This window comes from Paracoccus ferrooxidans, from assembly GCF_029909815.1.
GTDB lineage: Bacteria > Pseudomonadota > Alphaproteobacteria > Rhodobacterales > Rhodobacteraceae > Paracoccus > Paracoccus versutus.
Genome location: NZ_CP038201.1, coordinates 711590 through 734727, shown reverse-complemented (window position 1 = coordinate 734727; position 23138 = coordinate 711590). Strand labels below are relative to the sequence as shown.

General features: G+C 69.6%; 20 protein-coding genes, 1 pseudogene and 1 riboswitch. Of the genes and pseudogenes, 4 read left to right on the top strand and 17 right to left on the bottom strand.

The genetic code is table 11. The features are described from left to right. Positions 1-69 precede the first annotated feature (69 nt). Genes prpB through E3U26_RS16565 form a run of 4 tightly spaced genes read right to left on the bottom strand, consistent with a single transcriptional unit; the run spans position 70 to position 4060 of the window. The gene (gene prpB / locus E3U26_RS16580; protein ID WP_499106073.1) at positions 70-981 is read right to left on the bottom strand and encodes a beta/alpha barrel domain-containing protein; all 912 of its coding nucleotides are present in this window, start codon (positions 979-981) and stop codon (positions 70-72) included. Further along, entirely contained in the window at positions 981-2150 is a 1170-nt protein-coding gene (prpC, locus tag E3U26_RS16575) for a 2-methylcitrate synthase (protein ID WP_499106072.1), read from the bottom strand. The genes prpB and prpC overlap by 1 nt, the downstream gene beginning before the upstream one ends. 10 nt (positions 2151-2160) lie before the next feature. Beyond that, the gene (locus E3U26_RS16570) at positions 2161-3672 is read right to left on the bottom strand and encodes an MmgE/PrpD family protein (protein WP_499106071.1); all 1512 of its coding nucleotides are present in this window, start codon (positions 3670-3672) and stop codon (positions 2161-2163) included. Then, positions 3659-4060 (bottom strand): acyl-CoA thioesterase, encoded by a 402-nt coding sequence (locus E3U26_RS16565; RefSeq protein WP_036754375.1) that lies wholly within the window; start codon positions 4058-4060, stop codon positions 3659-3661. The genes E3U26_RS16570 and E3U26_RS16565 overlap by 14 nt, the downstream gene beginning before the upstream one ends. A gap of 118 nt (positions 4061-4178) precedes the next feature. Here E3U26_RS16565 and E3U26_RS16560 point away from each other — a divergent pair, with 118 nt between their 5' ends. Continuing rightward, positions 4179-5561 carry a short-chain fatty acyl-CoA regulator family protein gene (locus E3U26_RS16560; protein WP_499106070.1) on the top strand — a complete coding sequence of 461 codons (1383 nt, stop codon included), beginning with the start codon at positions 4179-4181 and terminating at the stop codon, positions 5559-5561. On the opposite strand, the gene E3U26_RS16555 is transcribed toward E3U26_RS16560, so the two are convergent. Further along, positions 5543-6154 carry a LysR substrate-binding domain-containing protein gene (locus tag E3U26_RS16555; protein WP_499106068.1) on the bottom strand — a complete coding sequence of 204 codons (612 nt, stop codon included), beginning with the start codon at positions 6152-6154 and terminating at the stop codon, positions 5543-5545. The two genes, E3U26_RS16560 and E3U26_RS16555, sit on opposite strands and share 19 nt — an antisense overlap. A 22-nt stretch (positions 6155-6176) precedes the next feature. On the opposite strand from E3U26_RS16555, the pseudogene E3U26_RS16550 reads away from it, so the two are divergent. Next, a pseudogene (locus tag E3U26_RS16550) lies at positions 6177-6932 on the top strand (hypothetical protein); the annotation flags it as partial. Between the two features lie 64 nt (positions 6933-6996). Here E3U26_RS16550 and E3U26_RS16545 read toward each other — a convergent pair. From E3U26_RS16545 to E3U26_RS16520, 6 genes are all read right to left on the bottom strand, one after another. Next, positions 6997-7779: a class I SAM-dependent methyltransferase gene (locus tag E3U26_RS16545; protein WP_499106067.1), complete on the bottom strand. Its 783-nt coding sequence runs from the start codon at positions 7777-7779 to the stop codon at positions 6997-6999. Between the two features lie 15 nt (positions 7780-7794). Beyond that, positions 7795-8223 carry a pseudoazurin gene (locus E3U26_RS16540; RefSeq protein WP_072461256.1) on the bottom strand — a complete coding sequence of 143 codons (429 nt, stop codon included), beginning with the start codon at positions 8221-8223 and terminating at the stop codon, positions 7795-7797. 12 nt (positions 8224-8235) lie between these two features. Next, complete coding sequence (locus E3U26_RS16535; RefSeq protein WP_499106066.1) at positions 8236-9006, bottom strand: ABC transporter ATP-binding protein; 771 nt, start codon at positions 9004-9006, stop codon at positions 8236-8238. Beyond that, positions 9003-10052 (bottom strand): FecCD family ABC transporter permease, encoded by a 1050-nt coding sequence (locus E3U26_RS16530; RefSeq protein ID WP_499106065.1) that lies wholly within the window; start codon positions 10050-10052, stop codon positions 9003-9005. Before E3U26_RS16530 ends, E3U26_RS16535 begins: the two co-directional genes overlap by 4 nt. Further along, positions 10049-11056 (bottom strand): TroA family protein, encoded by a 1008-nt coding sequence (locus E3U26_RS16525; protein WP_499106063.1) that lies wholly within the window; start codon positions 11054-11056, stop codon positions 10049-10051. The genes E3U26_RS16530 and E3U26_RS16525 overlap by 4 nt, the downstream gene beginning before the upstream one ends. 94 nt (positions 11057-11150) lie before the next feature. Continuing rightward, a riboswitch (cobalamin riboswitch) is annotated at positions 11151-11349 on the bottom strand. A 61-nt stretch (positions 11350-11410) separates the two neighbouring features. Next, positions 11411-12844: a helix-turn-helix domain-containing protein gene (locus E3U26_RS16520; protein ID WP_499106062.1), complete on the bottom strand. Its 1434-nt coding sequence runs from the start codon at positions 12842-12844 to the stop codon at positions 11411-11413. 134 nt (positions 12845-12978) lie between these two features. Here E3U26_RS16520 and aceB point away from each other — a divergent pair, with 134 nt between their 5' ends. Both aceB and E3U26_RS16510 read left to right on the top strand, forming a co-directional pair. Next, positions 12979-14601 carry a malate synthase gene (gene aceB, locus E3U26_RS16515; RefSeq protein WP_499106061.1) on the top strand — a complete coding sequence of 541 codons (1623 nt, stop codon included), beginning with the start codon at positions 12979-12981 and terminating at the stop codon, positions 14599-14601. Between the two features lie 120 nt (positions 14602-14721). Further along, a complete protein-coding gene (locus E3U26_RS16510; protein ID WP_499106361.1) occupies positions 14722-16332 on the top strand; it encodes an isocitrate lyase in 1611 nt (536 codons plus the stop codon). A 119-nt stretch (positions 16333-16451) separates the two neighbouring features. On the opposite strand, the gene xrtE is transcribed toward E3U26_RS16510, so the two are convergent. The 6 genes from xrtE to E3U26_RS16480 form a co-directional block, all read right to left on the bottom strand. After that, entirely contained in the window at positions 16452-18140 is a 1689-nt protein-coding gene (xrtE, locus tag E3U26_RS16505) for an exosortase E/protease, VPEID-CTERM system (RefSeq protein WP_499106060.1), read from the bottom strand. Then, on the bottom strand, positions 18137-18364 hold the full coding sequence (locus tag E3U26_RS16500; RefSeq protein WP_036754346.1) for a hypothetical protein: 228 nt from the start codon (positions 18362-18364) through the stop codon (positions 18137-18139). Before E3U26_RS16500 ends, xrtE begins: the two co-directional genes overlap by 4 nt. A gap of 290 nt (positions 18365-18654) precedes the next feature. After that, positions 18655-19926, bottom strand: a complete 1272-nt coding sequence (locus tag E3U26_RS16495; protein ID WP_499106059.1) for an ABC transporter permease family protein — start codon at positions 19924-19926, stop codon at positions 18655-18657. After that, positions 19923-20609: an ABC transporter ATP-binding protein gene (locus E3U26_RS16490; protein WP_499106058.1), complete on the bottom strand. Its 687-nt coding sequence runs from the start codon at positions 20607-20609 to the stop codon at positions 19923-19925. The genes E3U26_RS16495 and E3U26_RS16490 overlap by 4 nt, the downstream gene beginning before the upstream one ends. A gap of 9 nt (positions 20610-20618) precedes the next feature. After that, positions 20619-21095 (bottom strand): hypothetical protein, encoded by a 477-nt coding sequence (locus tag E3U26_RS16485; protein ID WP_499106057.1) that lies wholly within the window; start codon positions 21093-21095, stop codon positions 20619-20621. Between the two features lie 67 nt (positions 21096-21162). Further along, positions 21163-22917, bottom strand: a complete 1755-nt coding sequence (locus tag E3U26_RS16480) for an alkaline phosphatase (protein WP_499106055.1) — start codon at positions 22915-22917, stop codon at positions 21163-21165. Positions 22918-23138: the final 221 nt, after the last annotated feature.

The window sequence follows — 23138 nt, the reverse complement described above, 5'->3', positions numbered from 1 at the left end:
AACGGACCGGCGGGACGGTGGGCGCCTGCGCCCCGCCGGTCGTCGGGCGGGACCGCCCCGCCCGATGCCTCAGCACTGCGCGGGCAGCAGGCTGCGCGCGATCGAGGCGTCCAGCGCCTCGAAGGCGTTGAGCCCGATCGCCTCGTAAAGCTCGGCCCTGGTCTGCATCTCGGGCAGCATGGCCGTCGTCGCGCCGTCGCGGGCCAGTGCGGCGTAAAGCCGCTCTTGCGCCTTGTTGGCCACGCGCAGCGACGAGACCGGCCAGATCACCATGTCATAGCCAAGCTCCTGGAACTCCTGCGCGGTCAACGCGGGGGTGCGGCCGAACTCGGTCATGTTGGCCAGCAGCTTCACGCCGGGCAGGCGGGCGCGGACCTCGCGGAACATCTCGACCGAGGTCAGCGCCTCGGGAAAGATCGCGTCCGCCCCGGCCTCGACGTAAAGCTTGGCGCGGGCCACGGTGCCTTCGATGCCCTCGGCCGCGGCCGCATCGGTGCGGGCGATGACGAACAGATGCCGCCGCGCGCGGGCCGCCGCCGCCACCTTGGCCGCCATGTCCTGCGCCGGGGCCAGCTTCTTGTCGTTCAGGTGGCCGCATTTCTTGGGCAGCAGCTGGTCCTCCAGATGCACGGCCGCGGCGCCCGCATCCTCGAAGCTGCGCACCATGTGCATGACGTTCAGCGCCTCGCCATAGCCGGTGTCGCCGTCGACCAGCAGCGGCAACCCGCTGGCCCGCGCGATCTGGCGGATGAAGAAGCAGACCTCGTCCACGGTGATGATGCCCAGGTCGGGCAGGCCCATCGAGGCGGTCATGGCGGCGCCCGAGAGGTAGAGCGCCTGAAACCCCGCCGCGCGGGCCTGAAGCGCGGCCATGCCGTTATGCGCGCCGGGCAGGCGCAGGATGCCGGGACGGGCCAGGGCTGCGCGGAACCGCGCGCCGGCCGGCGCCTCGGGCAGGTCGGAGCCGATCAGATAGGGCATCACTCGGCCTCCAGGGACAACTGCCCGCCGCGCTGGTCGATGGGCAGGAAGCGGCGGTTTTCCGGGCCGATGTAATGGGCCGAGGGGCGGATGATCTTGTTGTCCTGGCGCTGCTCGACCACATGCGCGCCCCAGCCGGCGGTGCGGGCGATGACGAAGATCGGCGTGAACATCGCGGTCGGCACGCCCAGCAGGTGATAGGAGACGGCCGAATACCAGTCGAGGTTCGGGAACATCCCCTTGGCGTCCAGCATGACGTCCTCGATCCGCTCGGCCACGGCGAACATGCGGGTCGCGCCCTTGTCCTCGGACAACCGGCGGGCGACGCGCTTGATGACCACGTTGCGCGGGTCCGAGACGGTATAGACCGGATGGCCGAAGCCGATGATGACCTCGCGCGCCGCGACGCGGGCGCGGATGTCGACCTCGGCCTCGTCGGGGGTGGCGTAGCGCTTCTGGATCTCGAAGGCGACCTCGTTGGCGCCGCCGTGCTTGAGCCCGCGCAGCGCGCCGATGGCGCCGGCGATGGCGGAATAGACGTCGGCGCCGGTGCCGGCGATGGTGCGCGCGGTAAAGGTCGAGGCGTTGAACTCGTGCTCGGCGTAAAGGATCAGCGTGGTGTGCATGGCGCGGATCTCGGCCTCGGTCGCGGGACGGCCGTGCAGCAGGTGCAGGAAATGCCCGGCGATGCCGTCGTCCTCGGTCTCGACCTCGATGCGGCGGCCATGCTGGGCGTGGTGATACCAGTAAAGCAGCATCGAGCCCTGCGCCGCGATCAGCCGGTCGGCGATGTCGCGGGCGCCGGGGATGTTGTGGTCCTGCGCCTCGGGCAGCACGCAGCCCATGGCCGAGACGCCCGAGCGCAGCACGTCCATCGGATGCGCCGCGGCCGGGATCGCCTCGAGCGTCTGGCGCACCGCCAGCGGCAGGCCGCGCAAGCTGCGCAGCTTGGCCTTGTAGGCGGCCAGTTCCGCGGCCGAGGGCAGGGTGCCGTGGATCAGCAGATGCGCAATCTCCTCGAACTCGCAGGCTTCGGCGATGTCGAGGATGTCGAAGCCGCGATAATGCAGGTCATTGCCGCTTTGGCCGACGCTGCACAGCGCAGTGTTGCCGGCGACGACCCCCGAAAGGGCCACCGACTTCTTGGGTTTCCTGGCGGAACCGCTCATTGTGATCTCCTTATTTCCAGTCGAAGATGCCATGGGGCGCGGCCTCGCCCAGGCGCGCGGGCGAGACGGCGAAGTTCAGCTCTCCCAGTCGCCCGGCGGGCAGGTCGGGCAGGCCTTGCACCGCGTCGAGGAAGCGGTGCTGCTCGGCGGTGGCGATGATGCCGTCGGACAGGGTCAGGAACTTCTGGACATACTTTTCCCGCACGAAGGGACGCGCGCCGTCGGGATGGGCGTCGGCCAGCGCCAGTTCGTCCTCGATCACCCGGCCGACCCTGAGCGTGACCACGACGCGGCCGCCGAACGCCTTTTCCCTGGGGTCGCGGGCGTGATAGCGCCGGGTCCATTCGGGGTCTTCGACGGTGGTGATCTTGTGCCACAGCGCCACGGTCTCGGGGCGCTGCGCGCGCTGCGGGGCATAGGAGCGTTCGTGGTGCCAGCCGCCATCCTCCAGCGCCACGGCAAAGATATACATGATGGAATGGTCCAGCGTCTCGCGGCTGGCCTTGGGGTCCAGCTTCTGCGGGTCGTTGGCGCCGGTGCCGATGACATGATGCGTATGGTGGCTGGTGTGGATCACGATGCCGTCCACCTGCGACAGGTCGCCGATCTGCGGCCCCAACCGGCGGGCAAGGTCGATCAGCGCCTGGCTTTGATATTCCGCCGAATGCTCCTTGGTGTAGGTGTCGAGGATGGCGCGCTTGGCCTCGCCCCGGCCCGGCAGCGGCACCTGGTAGCGGGCCTCGGGGCCGGAAAGCAGCCAGGCGATGAAGCCGTCCTCGCCCTCCCATGCCGGGCTGGGGGCGCCTTCGCCGCGCATCACCCGGTCCACCGCCTCGATCGCCATCTTGCCGGCAAAGGCGGGGGCATAGGCCTTCCAGCTGGAAATCTCGCCCTTGCGGCTTTGCCGGGTGGTGGTGGTGACGTGCAGCGCCTGCTGCACCGCCTGGTAGATGGTCTGCGCGGGCAGGTTCAGAGCCGTGCCGATGCCGGCGGCGGCCGAGGGTCCCAGATGGGCGATATGGTCGATCTTGTGCTCGTGCAGGCAGATGCCGCGCACCAGGTTCACCTGGATCTCGTAGCCGGTGGCGATGCCGCGGATCAGGTCGCGCCCCGAGCGGAGGCAATGCTGCGCCACGGCCAGGATCGGCGGGATGTTGTCGCCGGGGTGGGAATAGTCGGCGGCCAGGAAGGTGTCGTGGAAATCCAGCTCGCGCACCGCGGTGCCATTGGCCCAGGCCGCCCATTCCGGGCTGACGCGGGTGGCGTCGGTCATGCCGAAGACCGTGGCGCCGCGCTGGAACGGATGGCACAGCGCCTGCGCCCTGGCCGAGGCCACCGGGCGCCGCGCCAGCGAGGCCGCCGCCACCGCAGCATTGTCGATGATGCGGTTCACGATCATCTCGGTCACGGCCGGCTCCACCGCCACCGGGTCGGCCGCCACCTCGGCGATCTTCCAGGCCAGCTGCTGTTCGCGCGGCAGGTGTTCGGCGGATTTCCAGGTCCGCAGGTCATGGGTGATCATGGGTCAGTCCTTCGCTGGTGATGTTCTGGGCGATGGGCAGCGGACGGCCATGCGCATCCACCGCCACCATTTCGAAGCGGCCCGAGAGCGCCTGCCTTTCGGTCGCGCCGGTCGTCGCCTGGGCCAGGCCAAGCACCTCGACGGTCATCGAACTGCGGCCGGTGCGGATGACGCGGGCGGTCAGGTCCAGGATCTCGCCCACGCGGATCGGGGTGGTGAAATCCACCCGCTCCGAGCGCGCCATGACGACCGAGCCGCCGGCGTGGCGGGTGGCGGCGATGAAGGCCGCCTTGGCCATCAGGGCCAGCGCATTGCCGCCGAACAGCGTGCCGTAATGGTTCGCGGCATCGGGAAAGATCATCTCGACCATGCGGGTCTCTGTGCCCATCGTTCCTGCCTTCGCAAAATTGGCAAAGCCATCTATCCACAAGGCGCATCGCCGGTTAAACTACTGAAAAAGCGTTGATCAGCGAAGATTGCGCATGCAAATTGCGAAGGTTGCGAAGATGACGAAAAGCTATATGGGCGTCCGGTTGCGCCGCTTGCGCGAGGAACGCGGCATGACCCAGGCGGCCCTGGCGCGGGCCCTGGGGATTTCGCCCAGCTATCTCAACCAGATCGAGCAGAACCAGCGCCCGCTGACCGTGCCGGTGCTGCTCAGGCTGAACGGCGCCTTCGGCCTCGACGTGCAGCTGTTCTCGGATGCCGAGGAGGCGCGGCTGATCACCGACCTGCGCGCGGCGCTGGCCGACCAGGGCGCGCCGGCGGCGACGGCGGAATTGCGGGAACTGGCTTCGAACATGCCCGGCATCGCGCGGGCCATCATCGCCATGCAGGCCCGGCTGCGCGAGACCGCCGAGCGCGCCGACCTGCTGGCGGGCCGGCTGACCGAGCCGCAGGCCGCCGCCACCCCCGCCGCCTTCGAGGCGGTGCGCGACTGGTTCTATGACCGCCGCAACCATGTCCCGGACCTGGAGACCCCGGCCGAGGCCATCGGCTCGGCCCTGCCGCCGGGGCGGATGGTGGCAGGGCTGATCGACCGGCTGGCCGGGCGGCACGGCATCCGCATCGCGCTGGACGCAGGCAGCCTGCGCCGCTTTGACGCCGGCGCGCGCATCCTGCACCTGGCGCCGCACCTGACCGAGGGGCAGCAGGCCTTCCAGATCGCCACGCAGCTGGCCTTCCTGGAACAGGGCGAGACCATCGCCCGGCTTGCGGGCGATCCGGGGCTGGCCCCCGACGCGCAGGCGCTGCTGCGGATCGGGCTGGCGAATTACTTCGCGGGCGCGCTGGTCCTGCCCTATGGCGCCTTCCTGCGCGAGGCCGAGGCCGTGGCCTATGACATCGACCTGATCGCGCGCCGCTTCGGCGTGGGGTTCGAGACCACCTGCCACCGCCTGTCCACCCTGCAACGCCCCGAGGCGCGCGGCGTGCCGTTCTTTTTCATCCGCGTGGACCGGGCCGGGAACATCTCGAAACGGCAATCGGCGACGGATTTCCACTTCTCGCGCATCGGCGGCTCGTGCCCGTTGTGGAACGTCTACGAGGCGTTTTCCCGGCCCGGAGAGATCGTGCGCCAGATCGCGCAGATGCCGGACGGGCGCAGCTACCTGTGGATCGCGCGCATGGTCAGCCATGGCCAGGGCGGCTTCGGCGCCCCGGTCAAGACCTTCGCCGTGGCGCTTGGCTGCGACCTGGCCCATGCCGACCGGCTGGTCTATGCGCGCGGGCTGGACCTGAGGAACCCCGGGCTTGCGACCCGGATCGGCCCCGGCTGCAAGGTGTGCGAGCGTCCCGCCTGCCCGCAGCGCGCCTTTCCCATGGTCGGCCGCCCGCTGGCCGTCAGCACCGCCGAGGCCCGTTTCGCCCCCTATTCCAGCGGCGGCTGAGGCCGCGGCCCGGCGCGGCGGGCCAGGTCCAGGAAGCCGGCGATGTAGCCGGTGGCCTCCTCGCCGCGCCGGGTGCCCAGGTGGATCGACTTTTCCAGCCCGGCGCCGATGCGCAGGCCGCGGACCGGTAGGCCCGCGCCCTCTTCGCGCAGGAACCAGTCCGGCACGGCGCTGACGCCGCGGCCGGCCGCGACCAGTTGCAGCATCATCTCGGTCGTCTCGACGTTGCGGTGCTGGCGCGGCAGGCAATTTCCGGGCACCAGGAAGCGGGTGAAGATGTCCAGCCGCGTCGGCTCGACCGGATAGGTTATCAGCACCTCGGCCACCAGGTCGCCGGGCTCGACATGGTCGCGGCCGGCCAGCGGATGGTCCTGCGCCACCGCCAGCACCAGCTGATAGTCGAAGACCGCGGCATAGGCGATGCCCGGCAGCGCCAGCGGGTCGGGGGTGATCAGCAGGTCGATCTCGTGCCCCAGAAGCGCCGCGATGCCGCCAAAGCGAAAGGCGCTGCGCAGGTCCAGGTCCACGTCCGGCCAGGCCGCCAGATAGGGCGCGACCACCCGCATCCTCTCGCGCCGCCATGCGACGCGCATCCACGACCCGGCGGTCAAGGCGCGCCCGGTGCCGATGACGGTGGCCTGGGCGGCCCGTGCGCAGTCGCTGACCGACCGGCCGCTGAAGGGCATGCTGACCGGGCCGGTCACGATCCTGCAGTGGTCCTTTGTCCGCGACGACCAGCCCCGCGCGCGGACCTGCCGGCAGATCGCGCTGGCGATCCGCGACGAGGTGGCCGACCTGGAAGCCGCCGGGATCAAGGCGATCCAGATCGACGAGCCGGCGCTGTGCGAGGGCCTGCCGCTGCGCCGCGCCGAACGGGACGCCTATCTGCAATGGGCGGTCGAGGCGTTCCGGCTGTCGGCCAGCACGGTCGCGGACGAGACCCGGATCCACACCCATATGTGCTATTCCGAGTTCAACGGCATCATGCCCGCCATTGCCGCGATGGATGCCGACGTGATCTCGATCGAGACCTCGCGCTCGGACATGGAGCTGCTGGGCGCTTTCGGCGATTTCGACTATCCGAACGAGATCGGCCCCGGCGTCTGGGACATCCACTCGCCCCGCGTGCCGCCCGAGGCCGAGATGATCACCCTGCTGCGCAAGGCGGCCAGCGTGATCCCGGCCGAGCGGCTCTGGGTTAATCCCGATTGCGGGCTGAAGACCCGCGGCTGGCCCGAGACCGAGGCGGCGCTGAAGAACCTGGTCGCGGCGGCAAGGGCGCTGCGCAAGGGCGAACTGGCGCCCCTGCCGGTCGAGGCGAGGGGGCAGTCCCAGCCGGCCGGCTGCGGCTGCCCTGCCGCGCAGGGCTGAGACTGCCCCGACTTCTTCCCCGTTTTCGGGGACAATCGCGGCTCTCCGGTGGGCAGGCCGGCGGTCACTGTCCCGGCCCCGGCTTGCGGCCCGAAACGGCGAAGCGGTGCTGGCCAAGCGCCGCAAGCCGTGCGCGGGACCAGAGGGGCCAGCGGCGGCTGTGCATCGCCCGCAGGTTCTCGTGCCGCAGATCGGTGAAGCCCGCCCCGCCGATCAGATCGGCGGCGTCCCGCGCCCGCAGACCGGCGCCAAAGGGCAGCTGCGCCATGATCCGCCCATGGTCGCGCCATTGCGCCGGCGTCACCAGGCTGTGGCTGTCCTGCATCCTGCCGAGCAGCCGGTCGAGCCGGGGCAGGGCGCGCTCGATCAGGCTTTGGCGGGCATGGTCCCCGTCGATGACCAGAAGCCGCCCGCCGGGCTTCAGGATGCGGAACCAGTCGCCAAGCGCGGCCTGCGGCGCGGGCAGGGTCCACAGCAGGTTGCGCGCGATGATCACGTCGTAGCGGCCGTCCGGCTCCAGCGTATTCTCGGCATCGGCGGCGATGAAGCCGAGGCGGGCGCCGGCCTCCTGCGCCTTGCGGCGCGCGCGCTCGAGCATCGGGCCGGCGAAGTCGAGCCCGGTGACGGCAAAGCCCGCCTGCCGCATCAGCAGCGACATGGCGCCGGTGCCGCAGCCCAGGTCCAGCGCAAGGCGGCCTTCGCCGGGGCCGAGGTGGCGCCGGATCAGCGCCAGCCAAGCGGCGGCCTCGCGCGCGGCCATCAGGCCGTGGCCGGGGCTTTGGTCATAGGTCTCGGCCCGGTGGCTCCAATAGTCGCGGATGTCGTCCTTGACCGAACGGTTCCGCATGGTCCCGGCCGCGGCTCAGTCCGCTTTCCGCCGCTCGAGGATTTCCAGCATCCTCTGGCGAACGGCTTCGGGCAGGTCGTCGGGCAGGTCGGCCTCGGTCGCGGGCCTGTCGCCGACCTGGATCAGCATCGCCATGCCCATGGTGTAATGGGGCGAGCACTTGATGCCCCAGATGCCCTCGGCGTCCAGCGTGACCTCGATTTCCTCGTTGATCTTGCCGATGAATTTCTCGCCACCCTTTGGGATCATCCCGGCGATGGTGGCGGCGTTGTGGCCGGGGTCGGTGGCAAGGAAGCGGACCGTGTCGCCGGGCCGGACCACCAGGTAGTCCGGCTCGAACGGCATCGGGCCGGTGTCGTTGCGGTTGAGCATCCTGACCTCATGCAGTTCGGCCAGGGCGGCTGCGGGCAGCAGGCAGGCAAGAAGCGCGGCGCGAAGCAGCATTGGGATGTCCTTTCAGGCAAGGCGTTGGAAGGCGAAGACCGGCCGGCCTCCGCGGGGATGGGGGATGATCTCGGCCTCGACCGCGAAGATCTCGCGGATCAGCGCCGGGGTCAGGATTTCCATCGGCGGCCCCAGCGCCACGCAGCGGCCCGCGCGCAGCACCATGACCCGGTCGCAGCGCAAGGCGTGATGCAGGTCGTGCAGCGCGATGACGGTGGTGACGGAAAGCCGCGCGACCAGGTCGAGGATGGCGATCTGGTGATGGATGTCCAGGTGATTGGTCGGCTCGTCCAGGAGCAGGATGCGCGGCGCCTGGGCATGGGCGCGCGCGATATGGACGCGCTGGCGCTCGCCCCCCGAAAGCGAGGCCCAGTCGCGTCCCGCCATATGCGCCATGTCCACGGCGTCGAGGGCCGCCGCGACGGCGTCGTCGTCCTGGGCACCCCATGGCCGCAGCGGGCCAAGCCAGGGCGTGCGGCCCAGCTCCACCGCGTCGCGCACCGTGATCCGCTCGGCCGTCTCGGCCGATTGCGCGACCAGCGCCAGCCGCCGCGCGATCTGCCGCCGCCCCAGCCGGGCCATGGGCCGGCCCTCCAGCCGGATCTCGCCGCGGCTCGGGCGCAGCAGGCCCGCCATCAGCCCCATCAGCGTCGACTTGCCCGATCCGTTCGGCCCGATCAGGCCCAGGGTCTCGCCCGGATGCAGGCGCAGGCTGATGTCGGACAGGATCTCGCGGCCGCGCACGGCATGGCCGGCGCCGACGGCTTCCAGGATGGGCGTCATCGCTGCCGGCCCCGGATCATGACCACGGCAAAGGCGGGCGCGCCGACCAGCGCGGTGATGACGCCGATGGGCAGCACCTGGCCGGGAATGACGATGCGCGAGACCACGTCGGACAGCACCAGGAACACCGCCCCCGCCAGCGCCGTCGCCGGGACCAGCCTGGCATGGCGCGGCCCGACGAGGATGCGCATCGCATGCGGCACCACCAGCCCGACGAAGCCGATGGCCCCGGCGATCGAGACCATGATCGCCGTCGCCAGCGAGGCCGTGCCGATCAGCAGCGCCTGCGTGCGCCGCAGGTCGATGCCAAGCGACGCGGCGCTTTCCGCCCCGAAGGCGAAGGCGTCGAGCGTGCGCGCATGCCACAGCCCGATCCCCAGCGCCAGCGCCGCCATCGGCACCGCGACCCAGCTGTCCGGCCAGCGCACGCCCGACAGGTTGCCCAGCAGCCAGAACATGATGCCGCGCGCCTGCTCGGCGCTGGCCGATTGCGCGATGATCAGCGCGGTCAGCGCGTTGAACATCTGCGAGCCGGCGATGCCCGCCAGGATGATGACCCCGGCGCCGCGCATTCCGGTCCCGCCGCCGGCGGCGCGCGCCAGCGCCGCGACCAGCGCGAAGGCGGTCAGCGCCCCGGCAAAGGCGCCCGCCGACATGCTGAGCAGCCCCGCGCCGATCCCCGCCACCGCGACCGTGACCGCCCCGGTCGAGGCCCCGGCCGAAATCCCCAGCAGATAGGGCTCGGCCAGGGGGTTGCGCAGCAGCGCCTGCAGGATCAGCCCCGACAGCGCCAGGCTTGCGCCGCCGCAGGCCGCGACCACCGCCCGCGACAGCCGGTAATGCCAGATCACGCTGGCGTCGATCGGGTCGAGCGCCGCCGAGCCAAGCCCGGCCTTGACCGCCAGCACTTCGATGACGGTGGCCAGCGGAATGCGCGTCTCGCCCACCGCCGTGCCGAAGAGCAGCGCCGCGACCAGCACGGCGGGGGCCAGCCACAGCCAGCCCCGATTGCGCCCCGTGCTGCGGGTCGCGGCGCGCGCCCTCATTGCAGGTCGAACCCGGCCAGCGAGTCCGCCAGCGATTCCAGCGCGTAGATCGCGCGCACCGAGGGATCCATCGCATTGGCCGGCATGGTCAGGATGCGGTCGTTCTTCACCGCCTCCATCTCGCTTGTCACCGGGTCCGAGGTCAGGAAATCGCGCTTGACGGCGATGTCGTCGGCGGGAAAGCGGCGGCGGTTCATCTCGGCCGCGACGATGAAGGTCGGGCCGGCCTTGGCGATGGTTTCCCAGCCGACGGTCGGCCATTCCTCGGGCGAGGCGACGACATTCTGCACCCCCAGCTTGGACAGCATCCAGCCCGGCACGCCATTGGCGCCCGCGACATAGGGGTCGATCTCGATCTCGGCCGAGGAATACCAGAACAGGCCCGACACGCCCTCGGGCAGGTCCAGCGCCTGCGCCCGCTCGACCGCCGCCGCCTCGCGCGCCTTCAGGTCGGCGATCACCTCGGCCCCGCGCTCCGATACGTCGAAGATCGCCGCCAGTTCCTCGATGCCCTGGTAAAGCAGCGCGGTGTCGAACAGGACCGTGCGCGCGCCGTCCATGCTTTGCGTATTGTCCTTGCCGACGCATTCGGTCGGCATGATCCAGCTGGGGATCTGCGCGTCGTCGAACATCTCGCGCGTGCCGACCGCGCCCTGCGGGCCGATCATCCATTCATAGGCCGTGACCACCAGCCCAGGCTTCTTGGCCAGCACGCTTTCGAAGCTGGGGGCGTTGTCGGCCAGCCGCTCGACCCTGGCGTCCGCCTCGGCAAATTCGGGCAGGACCGGGTTGATCCACAGCGCCGTGCCCGCCACCTTGTCGGCCAGCCCAAGCATATACAGGATCTCGGTCGTGCTTTGCCCGACGCTGACGACGCTTTCGGGCGCCTTGTCGAAAGTGACCTCGTGGCCGCAGCTGGTCAGGGTCAGCGGGTATTCGGTGCCCGCCAGCGCCATCGGCGCCAGGGTGGACGTGGCGATGATCGCCGTGGTGAGCCTCAGCATGATGTTTCCTTCCGCTACATCATGAACAGGCCGGATGAGCGGATGGAGACCGGGCCAATGCCGGTCGCAACCCCTCCCGAGCCGACCCGCTCGGATTGGTCAAACGTCGTCGGCAGGTCTCCTGACTGGCGGGTCACGGCAGGGATGCGGCCTTCCCATGGCACGGGGCCACAGTGGCGTTCTCGCATCCTGCTCGCCGCCTACAGTTGCGGGGGCAGTTCCGGTTCGGGGCCTTGCGACCCCGGCGGATTCCCTTTCAATTCCTTGCGGAAACCGACGCGCTCTCCCTAGCTGCCGGCGCGGGCGCTGGCAAGCGTCAGCATGGGCGCCCGGCCACGGCCTGCCTGCGGGCGCCTAGCCCTCCTCGAAGCTGAAGATCGCCAGGCTGCGCTCGCGCTCGTTCACGCGCAGCCGGCGGTTGATCGGGGCATGGGCGCGGGCCGAGCAATCCGGCCGCTCGCAGAGATAGCAGTTCAGCCCGATATCCACCGGCCGGATGCGGTCCAGGTCGATGCCGTCGGCATAGACCAGCCGCGGCGCATAGGCCACGTCGCAGCCCAGCCCGATCGCCAGCCGTTGCGCCGGTGCGCCATGGGTGCCGCCGGCCCGCGCCACCGTGCGCGCGATCGAGAAATAGCTGGCGCCCTCGGGCATGCGGATGACCTGGGTCTGCACCCGGTCCGGCGTCTCGAAGGCGGCATGGATGTTCCACAAGGGGCAGGTGCCGCCGAAGCGCGAGAACGGGAACCGCCCGGCGCTGAAGCGTTTCGAGATGTTCCCGGCCCGGTCCACCCGCACGAAGAAGAACGGGATGCCCCGCGCCTCGGGGCGTTGCAGCGTCGACATGCGATGCGCGGTCTGCTCGAAGCTGGCGCCGAAGCGGTGGCCCAGCAGCTCGACGTCGTAGCGCGCCGATTCGCAGGCGGCGAGAAAGCGGGCATAGGGCATCATCAGCGCCGCCGCGAAGTAATTCGCCAGGCTCACCCGCATCAGCGCGACGGCAGGCGGGTCGGCCAGTCCCGCCTCGTCGACCAGCCGGGCGATCAGCGGCTCCTGCTCCAGCCGGGCCAGCAGCACGCCGATCTGGAAGCGGCGGCTGGACTGCGCCAGCAGTTCCGACAGCATCAGCTCGCGCCGGTGCGGGTCGAAGCGGCGCAGCTGCTCGCCCATGACCGGGGCGGGCAGGATGCGCACAGCGATGCCATGCGCGGCCAGCCGGCCGGTCAGGGCCATGTGCGGCTCGTTGCGGTGCAGCGCCAGCTCCTCGGCCAGCGCCTCGGCGGCGCGGTCCAGCGCATCGACATGGTTGCGCCGGGCATAGAACCAGCCGCGCACCGCATCGACCGGGCGCGATGTGCCGGCCAGCGCCTCGACCTTGTCGCGATCGGTCAGCGGGTTGTCGTCGGCCTGCGGCCGCAGCAGCGCTTGGCGGTGGCTGTCGTGCAGCCGCACGAAGGCCGCCGCGATCCGGGGCGAGGCTTGCAGCACCGCCTCGATCTCGGCGCGGGACGGCGCGCCCGCCTCCAGCGCCGGATCCTTCAGCGCCGCGGCGAAATCCGCCGCAAGCTGCGCGTCGGTCGAGGGCGCAAGCTCGGCGATGTTCATGTCATAGACCTCGGCCAGCCGCATCAGGAAGCGCGCCGAGGCCGGGCGCTGGTCGGCCTCGATCAGCGTGACATAGCTGGCCGAGACGCCCAGCTCGGCCGCCATCTGCGCCTGGGTCAGCCCCAGCGACTGGCGCAGCACGCGCAGGCGCTGGCCGATGAGCAGTTTCTTGCCTCGGGTCATGTGACAAACCTTACAAGTTCTGCGGCTACACGGTGACAAGATTGACCGCCACACCCGTTGTTTTCAAAGCAATAATGCACATGCAGCATGACATTACTACTGTGACATTACGCCGTGAATCACAGGAGGCCGCCATGCCGCTCGACCGCAATGCCCCACCGCTTCCGCCCGTCGTCCTGCGCGCCGTGCCGGGCGCGCATCATGTCCTGACCCCCGAGGCGCTGGGTTTCGTCGCCGCATTGCAGGCCCGCTTTGGCCTGCGGCTGCATGCGCTGATGGTCGCCCGCGCCCGCCGGCAGGAGCGCATCGACCGGGGCGAGTTGCCCGACTACCTGCCGCAGACGCGCGAGATCCGGCAGGGCATCTGGCAGGCCGCCCCCGTCCCGCCCGCGCTGGAGGATCGCCGGGTCGAGATCACCGGCCCGGTGGATCGCAAGATGATGATCAACGCGCTGAACTCGGGTGCGCGCGTCTTCATGGCCGATTTCGAGGATGCGACCGCACCCAGCTTCGCCAATGTCATCGCCGGGCAGGCGAACCTGATCGACTATCGCGACGGCACGCTGGACCATGACGACCCCGCCACCGGCAAGAGCTATCGCGTCGGCCCGAACCCGGCGCTGCTGGTCGTCCGCCCGCGCGGGCTGCACCTGCCCGAGGCGAATGTGCTGATCGGCGGCCAGCCGGTCTCGGCGGCGCTGTTCGATTTCGGCCTGTCGCTTTATCATTGCGGCCGGGCGCTGGCCGCGACCGGGCGCGGGCCGTTCTATTACCTGCCCAAGCTGGAAGCCCATGGCGAGGCGCGGTTCTGGAACGAGGTCTTCGCCTTTGCCCAGGACCGCATGGGGCTGGCGCAGGGCACGATCAAGGCCACCGTGCTGATCGAGACCCTGCCCGCCGCCTTCGAGATGGACGAGATCGTCTGGGAGCTGCGCGACCATATCGCCGGGCTGAACTGCGGCCGCTGGGACTATATCTTCAGCTATATCAAGACCCTGCGCAACCATGCCGCCTATGTGCTGCCCGACCGGGCGCAGGTCGGGATGGAGGACGCCTTCCTGGCCGCCTATGCCGCCCGCGTGGTCAAGGTCTGCCACCGCCGCGGCATCCATGCCATGGGCGGCATGTCGGCGGCGATCCCCGTCCGGGGCGATGCCGAGGCGAACGAGGCCGCCTTTGCCCGCGTCCGCGCCGACAAGCAGCGCGAGGTCGGCATGGGCTTCGACGGCTGTTGGGTCGCGCATCCCGACCTGGTGCCGGTGGCGCAGGCGGTCTTCGACGCCGCCATGCCCGGTCCGAACCAGATCCGCAAGCCGCGCCAGCAATGGCGGATCGAGCCCGCCATGCTGTTGAAACCGCATCAGGGCCGGATCACCGAGGCGGGCGTGCGGCTGAACATCCAGGTCGCCGTCGAATACCTGGCGCAATGGCTGTCCGGCCGCGGCGCGGTGCCGATCCAGAACATGATGGAGGATGCCGCCACCGCCGAGATCAGCCGCGCCCAGCTGTGGCAATGGATCCGCCACGGTGCCCCGGTCGCGCTGGAGGGCGGCGGGGAGCGTCGGCTGACCGCCGATTGGCTGGGCGAATTGATGCAGGCCGAGATCGTGTGCATCCTCGACCGGCTCGGCCCGAACGGGTTCCATCGCGGCCATTACGCCTCGGCCGCGCGCATCGTGCAAGAGGCGGCCACGGCCGAGACCCTGCCCGATTTCATCACCCTGCCGGCCTATGACCTGCTGAATGCGCTGGACTGAGGGGCCCGATGGACATCATCCGCACGCTTTCCCCCTTTGGCGGACCGCTTCCCCCCGGATGCCCCGCCTTGCCGCAAGCCGCGGCTGCCGATCCCCGAACCGACCCTGCTGAAAGGAAGCATCATGAGCAGAAAGACTTTTTCGGAAATCCATGCCGAGGTGTCGTCCCGCTACCCCTCCGGTCAAACGCCGGGTGGCGTTTCGGTCGATGACATCGTGCAGCTGCGGCTGCAGAACACCTATGACACGCATCTGGACATCGCCCGCGACATGGCCGGGGTGATGCGCGCCGACATGGCGGCCTATGACGCCGACCCCGGCAAGTTCACCCAGTCGCTGGGCTGCTGGTCGGGCTTTCACGCCCAGCAGATGATCAAGGCGGTCAAGCGCCTGCGCGGCACGGCCAGGGGCACCTATGTCTACCTGTCGGGCTGGATGGTCGCGGGCCTGCGCAACCGCTGGGGCCATCTGCCCGACCAGTCCATGCATGAAAAGACCGCCGTGGCCGACCTGATCCAGGAGATCTACGTCTCGCTGCGCCAGGCCGACGAGGTGGCGCTGAACGACCTGTTCAAGGCGCTGAAAGCCGCCACGACCGAGGCCGAGCGGCAGCAGGCCATCGCGGCGATCGACGGTTTCGAATCCCATGTCGTGCCGATCATCGCCGATATCGACGCGGGCTTCGGCAACGAACACGCCACCTATCTGCTGGCCAAGGAACTGATCAAGGCCGGTGCCTGCTGCCTGCAGATCGAGAACCAGGTCTCGGACGCCAAGCAATGCGGCCACCAGGACGGCAAGGTCACCGTCTCGCGCGAGGATTTCATCGAAAAGCTGCGCGCCTGCCGCCTGGCCTTCGAGGAGCTGGGCGTGGACGATGGCGTCATCGTCGCCCGCACCGACAGCCTGGGCGCCGGGCTGACGCAGAAGGTGCCGGTCAGCCAGCGCCTGGGCGACCTGGCCGCGGAATACATCAAATGGCTGAAGGTCGAGCCGATCACCGAAGCCAATCCGATCCGTGAGGGCGAACTGGCGCTTTACCAGAACGGCGCCTTCTTCAAGCCGGCGCGGCTGCCGAACGGGCTTTTCCCCTTCCGCGAGGGCACGGGGCGGCAGCGGGTGATCGAGGATTGCATCGCCAGCCTGACCCAGGGCGGCGCCGACCTGTTGTGGATCGAGACCGACACGCCCAACGTGGACGAGATCGCCGGCATGGTGGCCGAGATCCGCAAGGCGGTGCCGAACGCCAAGCTGACCTATAACAACTCGCCCAGCTTCAACTGGACGCTGAACCTGCGCAAGCAGGTGCGGGCGCAATGGCTGGCCGAGGGCAGCATTGCCGAGGCCGACTACCCGGACGGCAACGAATTGATGAAGCCCGATTTCGACGATACCGACCTGGGCCGCGAGGCCGACGCCCGGCTGCAGCGCTTCCAGACCGACATCTCGGCCCGCGCCGGCGTGTTCCACAACCTGATCACGCTGCCGACCTTCCACCTGACCGCCAAGTCGGTGGACGAACTCAGCCGCGGCTATTTCGGCGAAGAGAAGATGCTGGCCTATGTCAGGACCGTGCAGCGCCAGGAGATCCGCCGCGGCATCTCGGCGGTCAGGCACCAGCACGAGGTCGGCTCGGACCTGGGCGACAGCTTCAAGGAGATGGTCGCGGGCGAGCGCGCGCTGAAGGCGGGCGGCCATGCCAATACCATGAACCAGTTCGCCGCCGAATAGGCCGGATCAGGCCGCGGCCGCCTGCCTTCGGTGGATTCGCTCATCGGCCCCGGCCTGCTTGCGCCGCCCCTGGTCCTTCGGGGGCGGCGCTTTTACCGTGCCGCCCGGCACGCCCTTGTTCAGATCAATGCCCAGTTGCCGCTGGCCGCCGCGGCGGCGAAGACCGCGAGGTTCGCTGCCGCATGCGCCCATACCGCGTCGGTCAGCCTGCCGCGGCGCTTGTAGACCAGGGCAAAGGCCAGCCCGGCGACGAAGGCCGCCGTGCCGCTGTCATGGAGCAGCGCGAAGGCGGCCGAGGACACCAGCACGGCGCCTGCCTGTCCGGCCGGGCCGGGCAGCTTCAGCAGGTGGCCCAGCAGATAGCCCCGGAAGGCCGCCTCCTCGATCAGGGGCACCAACAGCACGGTGCCGGCCAGGCGCAGCACGATCCAGCTTGCCGCCGCAAGCCCCAGCCCGGCGAAGGGCGGCGGGGGCGCCTCGCCCCCCGCGGCGACGCCGGCGGCAATCCACATGACGCCGACCGCGACGCCGACCTGCAGAGGCAGCGGATCGACGCGCCAGTCGAGCCCGGCCCAGACCGGAAGGAACAGGACCAGCCCCGCGCACATCGCCGGCACCCGGTAGGGATAGGCCGCTTCGGGATTGGTGAAGAATGTCGATACGAAAAGACCCGAGAGCAGCAATACCACCAGCGGCACCAGCATCGCGCTGACCGGATCGTGCCGGAAGGCGGCCGTCCTTGCGCCAAAGGCCGGGCCGGCCTTTTCGCCCCGCCACAGCGCCGGCACCAGATGCGCCGCGCCGACCATCCCGATGCTGAGCAAGGTGAACAGCAGCCAGCCCGCGTAGCTGTGAAAGGCATTGACCGCGAGGTCGGGCGATATGCGCGCCCCGATCCAGATCAGGACCGCGATGCGCAGCACGTTCAGGCCGAAACTGGCCAGCAGCCCGATCGGCAGCAGCACCAGGGCCAGCGGCAGGCGCAGGCGCCGCCGCTCGAGCGCGATGAAGCCGGCCATCACCAGGGTGATGAGCGCAAAGCCTTGCATCCCCGAGCATGGGTCGCCCACGCGGATGAGGAAATCGTCAAAGCCGATCACCATCTCGTTCGGGGCGGCCGAGACCCTTCCCGGCAGCAGGGCAAGCAGGCGCAGCACCATCTCGAAGGTGGCGGCGGTCAGGGGCGGCCAGCCCCAGGTGCCGTTGAAAAGCCCGGTCAGTTCCGGCGAGAGCAGCGCGATCCCCATGGCCGCCCACAGCCAGGGGCCGCCCCGGCGAAGCACCGAAAGCCAGCAGGCGATGGGCGCGGTCCCGGCCAGCGCCGCCGCAACCGAAACGGCGGCGCCCGCCGCAAGGGCCAGGGCAAGCGGCGCCAGGCTGGCGGTCATGTCGCCCCAAAGCGCCGGCAGCAGCATGATCGCCAGCCCCGCCAGCATGGCGGCCGTCGCGGCGCCCGGCGACAGGCGGCCCGCACCGCTGCCGCCCGCGCCCAGGAAGCCGAAAAGCTGGGGCCGCGCGGTCATCGCCAGCCCGGTAAGCAGGGCCAGGGCAAGCAGCCGTCCCAGCCCCTCGCGCAGCGCGAGGCAGACTTGCGGCGTCTGGAAATCCGTGCATTCGATCTCGACGAGGAACTGGTAGCAGAAGGCGACGATCAGCAGCTCGCCCAGCAGCAGGGCGGCGAAAAGGCCAAGCCTGCGCCAGCCGCTTGCAAGGAACGGCGCTTTCGGCGCGGGCACTTCCGCCTGCCCGTGATCCGGGCCGGCGCCGCCAACCGCCGCCGGGCCCGAGGGGTCGGCGCTGTCGGTCACGGGTTGACCGAGCGCCGGCGCCACTCCCAAAGCAGAAGCGCGACGATCACCGCGATCATCAGGACCGACGCGCCCGCGAACAGGTCGATCTCGGGGACGCTGTGGGGCGCGGTGGGGCTTGTCGGATGGGCGGGGCCGCCATGGCTTTCCGACGGATCGGCCAGCGCGAGGTGGGTGCCGGCGGCGGACAGGGTCAGCAGGACCAAAAGCGCAACATAGAACATCGAAACGGACCCAAATACCTAGGAAACGCGACAGCCGGACAAGAGCGTCGTTGATTAAGAATTCATCATGCAAGGGAAATGGGCAACCTGTCAGAATCGCCAGGTTTCCGCGGTCTTGCCGGCCTGTTTCGGGTCAGGGCGGCAGTTCGGGGCGCATTTTCCGCAGGCGCGGCGAGCCTGCGATGGGTTCCGCCTGCGGCGGTGATGCCTTGCGGTGTCGCGGCCGGCCGGAATGATCCGCGGCAGGCCGGTCTCTGCGCTGATTGCGGGGGTTGCCGGGGTGCAGGCGCTCAGTTGCGCAGGGCGGCTGCCGGCGACTGGCGATAGGCCAGCCAGGCCGGCAGCGCCGCCAGCAGCGCCGCGACCGCGACAAGGATCGCCAGCATCGCGCCATCCTCGGGCGTGAAGCCGACCGGCAGGCTGAAGCCGCGCTGCATGGCGAAGGCGCGCGACAGCAGGCTGGCGGCCAGGTAGCCGCCGCCATAGCCCAGCAGGATGCCAAGCCCGACCAGCACGGACAGTTCAAGCCAGACGATCCCGAACACCGCCGCCCGCGGCGCGCCAAAGGCCCGCAATGCGCCGATCTGCCGCCGGCGCTGGCCGACATGGATCACCGTCACCATCAGCAGCGCCGCCGCGACCAGAAGCTGCGTCCCGGCCGCGATGACCGCCAGCACCTGCCGGGCATCGCCCAGCGTCGCGTAAAGCCCGGTCAGGACTTCGCCCGGAAAGACCGCAAGCGTCCGGCCGTCTGCGCGATAATCCTGGCGCAGCCGGTAGGCGTCGGCGATGGTCCTGGGCTTGACCAGGATCGCCGGCAGGCCGGGCAGCGCGCCGCGATGCCAGTCCTCGTCCAGGGGCGCGTCGGCATCCATGCCGTGATGTTCATGCGCCTCCTCGTCCTCATGCGCGGCGTCGTGGCCGGCGTGGTCGTGGTCGTGGTCCTGATCGGGCTCAAGGCCCATGCCATGCACATGCCAGACCGCCTGGATCGGCACCAGGATCGCCCGGTCCCAGGGCGTGCCGGTCGGGTTCAGCCGGCCGCTGACCCGATACCGGATGCCTTCGTGTTCGTGCCCGCCCTGTTCGACCTGGCCATGGGTCGGCACGACCGTCTCGCCCGGTTGCAGGGGGACGGCCGAGCCGACGACGGCCTCGCCCTCGGTCCTGAACATCCCGCCCTGGGAAAAGCCGCCCGCGGTGCCCTCGATCAGGGTGGTGGTGGTGCCGACGATCGGGTAGCCGGCATGGAAGTCGCCGAAACCCACCGGCGCGGCCCATTCCACGCGCGGGTCGTCGTTCAACTCGGCCAGCACCTCGCCCGGCATCAGGGGCAGGGCGGCCGGTTGCAGGAAGACCGCCGAAAGCACCAGCTGGGTTTCGCTGCCCGGCGCGCCGACGATCACGTCGAACTTCTCGGCGGCGCGCGCGCTGCCCAGGCGCAGCGCGCGTTCCTGCAAGCTGACGCCGACGCCAAGCGCTACCGCCAGCGCGACCAGCAGGACGATCACCACGGAACCGGCCCAGAGCCGCTTCAGGTCGGCCAGGACAAAGCGGATCATGGCCGCACCTCCGCCATGCTGTCGGACCGGACGGTGCCGTCCGCCATGGCGATCCGGCGCGGCAGGCGCGAGATCAGGCGCTGGTCATGGGTGACGACGATCAGCGTCGCCCCGGTCTGCGCGGCCAGCTCCAGCAGCAGGGTGGCGATGACCGCGCCGTTTTCGGGGTCGAGGCTGGCCGTCGGTTCGTCCGCGACGATCACGCCGGGATTGCGCAGCAGCGCGCGCGCGGCCGCGACGCGCTGCATCTCGCCGCGCGACAGGGTCTCGACCGGCTGGTCCGGCCGCGACAGGCCGACGCGGGACAGCAGCGCGGCCGCGCGCGCCCGGATGGCGCCGTCCGCCACGCGCGCCAGCCGGGCGGGCAGCAGCACGTTCTCCAGCGCCGAAAGCCCTGGAAACAGGTGGAAATCCTGCATGACCAGGCCGATATTGGCGCCGCGCCAGCGGTCGCGGCCGCCTTCGGAAAGCTGCGCGATGTCGCATTCGTCCCAGAACACGCGGCCCTGGGTCGGGCGGGCCAGGCCGGTGATGACATTGACCAGCGTGGATTTCCCCGACCCCGAGGGGCCGATCACCGCGACTTGGCTGCCGGCGGCGATGTCCAGCCGCGGGATGCGCAGGACCGGCGCGGGCAGGCCGGGAAACGAGACTTCGGCAGCGTCGAGGTGCAGGCAGGGCATGATGCGATCTCAGACCGTGGCATAGCGCGCTTCGCGCAGCCGCAGCTGGCTGACGAAGCCGGTTTCGGGGTCGATCCAGGAGCCGCGCTCGAGCCGGCCGACTGCCTCGATCATCTGGTTGGGCTGGGTAAAGGTCTGCCGCCGGTCCAGGTAGACCACGACGATGTTGTCCGGCCAGTCCGCATCGGACGAGCAGAAGGGGCAAAGCGCCATCGGGATTTCGGACAGGACGAAGAACTGCGCCTCGGCCTTCAGCGGCGGGGCCATGAAGCCGCGGATTCTGACCGTCTTGCCGGTCAGCAGCTTGACCTTGTCCGAGAACTCCAGCCCCAGCACGCCGTATGAGGCATAAAGCTCGTCGAAGGTCAGCGCGGGCGCGCGGGCCAGCGCCGGGACCGGGGCGCCCAGGGCCAGCAGCGCCGCCAGCCCGCCCAGGCAGGCGCGGCGGTCGGGACGGAAACGGATCGGGTCTTGGGGACGGGTCATCCTGCATCTCCGGCAAGGAATACGGCTCGGCCTGTCCGGGGCGGAAACCCCGGACAGGCCGCAAGGCTCACTTCTGCACGGTGCCGAGGGCAAAGGCGTCGGCCAGGATCTTGTAGACGTCGGACTGCTCCATATAGCCCTTGAACGCCTCGGCGCCGGGGCCGGCGGCCTGCAGCACGATGTCGTCCACGGCATGGACGGCGGTGTCGTTGTCCTTGGGCAGGTTGCCCTCGCGGAAGACCGCGCCGGGCAGATCCTTGTAGGCTTCGTTGGCGACATATTCGCCGTTCTCGTTCTGCACGGCCGGCTGGAACGGGCCGTCCAACTTCGGACCCCAGGTCTCGTAATGGTCGGGATAATTCGAGGCGAAGATCGCGAAGCGCCGCGTCACGTCGACCGAGTCGGGATAGCCGTCGCCATCGGCATCGACATAGTCGGGAAAGCCCGCCTCGTCATAGACGCCGACCTTCTGGCGCATTTCGTCGCCGGGCTTGCTGTCGTCGATGGTGCCGATCAGCGAGACGCCATGGGTATGGTCGCCCGTGACCACGATCAGCGTGTCGGGGTTGGCCTCGGCGAATTCGCGGGCCAGGGCCACGACCTGGTCCAGCTCGATGGTCTCGACCACGGCGCGATCCCAGTCCATCGGGTGGGACATCTTGTCGATCGAGGCGCCCTCGACCATCAGGAAGAAGCCGTCGGGGTTCTTCGACAGCTGGTCCAGCGCCGATTTCGTCATCTCGACCAGGCCGGGCTGGTCGGGGAACTTGTCGACGGTGCCCTTCTTCAGCTGGTTGCGGTCCAGCCAGGTGTCCATGTTGCCGGTGTGGAACAGGCCCAGCAGCTTGCCGGCATTGCTGCCCGCCGCCGCGGCCAGTTCGTCCTTGCTGGTCGCCAGCGCATAGCCGGCATCCTTGAACAGCTGGATATAGTCCTTGTCGTCCTTGCGCTTCGAGCCGGGGATGTCGGCCTTGAGGAAATAGGCCGAGCCGCCGCCCAGGATGACCTCGGGCTGGACGTCGTGGAACATGCCGACGATCTCGGCCTTGTCGGCGCGCTTGCGGGTATGGGCCACGACCGCCGCCGGGGTCGCGTCCTGCAGTTCCGAGGTCGAGACGACGCCGATCGCCTTGTTGGTGGTGCGGCGCAGCGCCTCGGCGATGGTTTCGACCCTGGGGTCGTCCAGGCTGTCCGGGGTGCGGTCGGCATAGACGCCAAGCGCGTTCACGCGGCTCTTGTGGCCGGTCATGTAGGCCGAGGCGGTGTTGGCCGAATCGGTGGCGATGGAATGGGTGGACGAGGTGCCGATGAAGGCCATGTGGTCCAGGTCGTCCATGGCCAGGCGGCCGTTGGCCTTGCCCTCGGTCATGCCCTTGGACATGATCCGCGCCGCGGTGCGATGCGCCACCGACAGGCCGTCGCCCAGGATGAAGATGACGTTCTTCGCCTTGGCGGTCTCGGGGGTCGAATAGACCTCCCAAGTCACCGACTTCATCTCGTTGCCGGCTTTGACGTCGACCGTGTATTGGCCCGGTTCGGCCAGCGCCAGGTCGCGCAGGATCAGGGCCGAGCCGAGGGCCGCGTCGTCCTCGCCCTTTTCCTCGGCCACGAATTCGGCCGGCTTGCCGAAGACCTCGGCATAGGGCTTGCCGTTCACGGTGACGGCCAGGTCGCCTTCGGGATGAACCTCGTCCAGCTCGATCTTGAAATCGAAGGGAGAGTTCACCAGGATCGTCGCCCGGTCGAGCGGATAGATCGTGGCGGCCTGGGCGGCGCCCGTCAGAAAGGTCGTTGCCGCAAGCATCGCAAACAGATTTCGCATGATCGCCTCTTGTGGGTTTCGAAAAAACGGAGGGTTTTCCCGCAAGGGCGGCCTAGTCCCCTTCTGTGGCGCGAACGTGACAGAATGGCTGGGTGGCGGCGCAATCTTCCCGAAAGGGGCGATTTTCAGCAAAATCCCAGCCGTTTCATTATGTTATATCATATCGATTTGGCTGAGCCGGCATGGCCGGAGAACCCGTGGGACTCGGTTTGCAGGCGGAC